Origin of the sequence: Pseudoalteromonas sp. Z1A8 (assembly GCF_011378855.1) — a bacterium.
GTDB lineage: Bacteria > Pseudomonadota > Gammaproteobacteria > Enterobacterales > Alteromonadaceae > Pseudoalteromonas.
On record NZ_WTLB01000113.1, the window covers coordinates 1 to 2,482 of the forward strand.

Here is a 2,482-nt window from a genome sequence, read left to right on the forward strand (position 1 = left end):
AGTGATTTTAGTGATCAAAGCTTAATGAGAATAAGCGATCAAAGTTAATGCAATTGGGTGATCAAAGCTGGAGAGAATATGCACTTTGCAGGAAAACCTTTAACCGGCACTGCTTACTTAACTAAATTTGCTAGAAACAACCGGCAAGAGATTGATAACGATATTTTGAAGGCTGAAGGCGTTTATTACCAAGTTCTAAACCAAGTGCTCGATGGTTTGTCAGTAGAGACTATGGATCCCTCTTTAATAAAAATGCTCGAACATAATGGCCAAGTAAGCTTATGGCTACCTCGCTTTGATATTGAAATTGTTGATGGAATTGCTCATAGGTTAGGCATGGAAAGTATCTATTCAATTATTAATGCAGAGCTAGGAAGTACGCAGAATCATTTTGATGTGATTAATCGCCTTTGGGCAAAAATTAGTAACACGACTGATATGTCATCTGAAGAGTTTGTGAAACAATATATTGCACGCGACTTTTTGAACTTAATCTTTGGAAATTCAGACAATCATGGACGTAATATTTCATTTATCAAAAAAGAGAATAAGATTTCGTTTGCCCCTATCTATGACTTTGCGCCAATGAAAGCAGATCCTGAAATGGTAACGCGACTATTTAAGTGGGGTGAGGGTTTTGAACGTGCTGGCAAGGTAAACTTTTTACATATAGCTGAGCAACTTTCACCTATGTGTGATCCAGATGAATTGATTACATATCTTCAAGAAATAGCCAAAAGGCTCAAAAATTTACCCATGAAACTTTTAGCCGCTGGTTGCCCTGAACGTATTGTTTATTTTCCGTCTATAGGGCTTGAGTTTCTAGAGAGTGAATTCGTACAAATGGGAGTTATGGATGGATGAGTAAGTATGATGGATTAGAAAGGTTAGCATTTTTAGCACAGATAGAGAGCGATATTTTAAATAATGAGATAGAAATAGGTGATGCAGTACGATTAGTTCGCACTAAGCTTTATAAAATGTCGCAAACACGCTTTGCTAATTATGTAAAAGTATCAGATAGAACATTACGTGATATTGAGAAAAACAACACAGATCCTCGCTTATCGATTTTAAAAAAAAGTACTAAAACCATGTGGGTTTGTTTTAACATTAAAAGTGATGACTAGAATTGTTTCTTAAACTCACGACATATACATATACAAACGTAAACTTGAGATGTTTCCTCTTATTTGAAACGCCACCATTAATGAAGGCGGATACACAGCAGCCTCCGTTTTGTCGTTGTTATATCACGCGTAAAATCCCGATAAATCGATTTTATCCATCAGAACCATGGCCCCGCAACGGTCCGCCCCAAAGTTAAAGGTCAAAAAGCAATCAATTCAGAATGGTTAAGATGTGTTCCTAAAAAAGTAACTATACAGACTCGTTACATTTTCAGAGAGCCCGGTGTACATCCATGCTTTTATGAATAACTCGAATAATTACAACTTCTTTCTTGCCGAATTCTTTGTAATAGATAACATGACTCCCTTGCGGTCGCTTTCTATAGCCTTCTCTAATGTAATCACAGATATAACCTAGCGCTGGTTCTTCTGCAATTTGATGAAAAACGCTATCAAGTAACTTTAAATAGTCATTTCTCTGCTGTTTGGCCCAGTTAAGTTGCGTGTAACGAGCGATTTTGATTAAATCTGATTTAGCTTTTTTAGATATATGAAATTTCATATCAATGATTTTCTTTATCTAAGTCACTTAATAGTGTGTCATATGAATAGTCAGCTATTCCGCTGTTTTCTCCCTCAACCAACATATTCCTTAAATTGTTCATTTTCAATTCTTGATCTTCTAAGGCTCTTAATCCAGCTCTTAGAACTTCACTTGCAGATCCATACCTACCAGTCTCTAATTGCTGACTAATAAATGAGTCGAAATGCTCACCTAATGTAACACTTGTATTTTTCGCCATGCCAACCTCCAATACCAAAATTCAATATATTTTGGTATCAAAAACATATCAAGTCAATTAAGAAAGACAAAAAACACCTCCTAATCCTACGTTGCTAAAGTATAAGCAACTATTTTTTAGCTTCTTATTAAGGCGGTATGGTTGAAATTTAAATCAAATGACAGTGTTGATTTCTTAAAATGCCGGGTAAGCGGTGATTGCGATTTTAACGCGCTTATCACACAGTTCCCTTCAACACCGTAGAAAAATTATTGGACTCTATTGGGTGAAATATTGATAATTTTTATTAGCTATATAGCTAACACAGGGGTTACATACTAATATATTAGCCATATAGCTAACATTCAATAAGTGAATATATGTCGAGTAGAGCTGATATTGGCAAACAAATAAGTACTAGCAGGAAAGCTTTAGGCTACACGCAACAAAAGCTATCAGAGATCGCGGGGATTAGTGAACTACCCACCGACGCCACTACGTGTCGATCAATGGGCTTCTACAGTCTAGCTTTTGAATGCTAGGCTGCTTCTTTTTTCTCAGATCCAACAG

The 2,482-nt window shown here is 36.2% G+C and carries 4 protein-coding genes; 2 read left to right on the forward strand and 2 right to left on the reverse strand.

What is annotated here, in order from left to right:
- Nucleotides 1-78 precede the first annotated feature (78 nt).
- Both GQR55_RS19845 and GQR55_RS19850 read left to right on the forward strand, forming a co-directional pair.
- Nucleotides 79-864 carry a HipA domain-containing protein gene (locus GQR55_RS19845; protein ID WP_166421950.1) on the forward strand — a complete coding sequence of 262 codons (786 nt, stop codon included), beginning with the start codon at nucleotides 79-81 and terminating at the stop codon, nucleotides 862-864.
- Nucleotides 861-1,130: a helix-turn-helix transcriptional regulator gene (locus GQR55_RS19850; protein ID WP_240916934.1), complete on the forward strand. Its 270-nt coding sequence runs from the start codon at nucleotides 861-863 to the stop codon at nucleotides 1,128-1,130. Before GQR55_RS19845 ends, GQR55_RS19850 begins: the two co-directional genes overlap by 4 nt.
- 271 nt (nucleotides 1,131-1,401) lie before the next feature.
- Here the strand turns inward: GQR55_RS19850 and GQR55_RS19855 are convergent, their stop codons facing one another.
- Complete coding sequence (locus tag GQR55_RS19855) at nucleotides 1,402-1,692, reverse strand: type II toxin-antitoxin system RelE/ParE family toxin (protein ID WP_166421951.1); 291 nt, start codon at nucleotides 1,690-1,692, stop codon at nucleotides 1,402-1,404.
- 1 nt (nucleotide 1,693) lies between these two features.
- Nucleotides 1,694-1,933 (reverse strand): type II toxin-antitoxin system ParD family antitoxin, encoded by a 240-nt coding sequence (locus GQR55_RS19860; RefSeq protein WP_008113998.1) that lies wholly within the window; start codon nucleotides 1,931-1,933, stop codon nucleotides 1,694-1,696.
- Nucleotides 1,934-2,482 lie beyond the last annotated feature (549 nt).

Excerpts from the sequence above, each read along its gene's own strand:
- GQR55_RS19850 (WP_240916934.1), top strand. The coding sequence starts at position 861 with ATGAGTAAGTATGATGGATTAGAAAGGTTAGCATTTTTAGCACAGATA.
- GQR55_RS19855 (WP_166421951.1), bottom strand. The coding sequence starts at position 1,692 with ATGAAATTTCATATATCTAAAAAAGCTAAATCAGATTTAATCAAAATC.
- GQR55_RS19860 (WP_008113998.1), bottom strand. The coding sequence starts at position 1,933 with ATGGCGAAAAATACAAGTGTTACATTAGGTGAGCATTTCGACTCATTT.
- GQR55_RS19845 (WP_166421950.1), top strand. The coding sequence starts at position 79 with ATGCACTTTGCAGGAAAACCTTTAACCGGCACTGCTTACTTAACTAAA.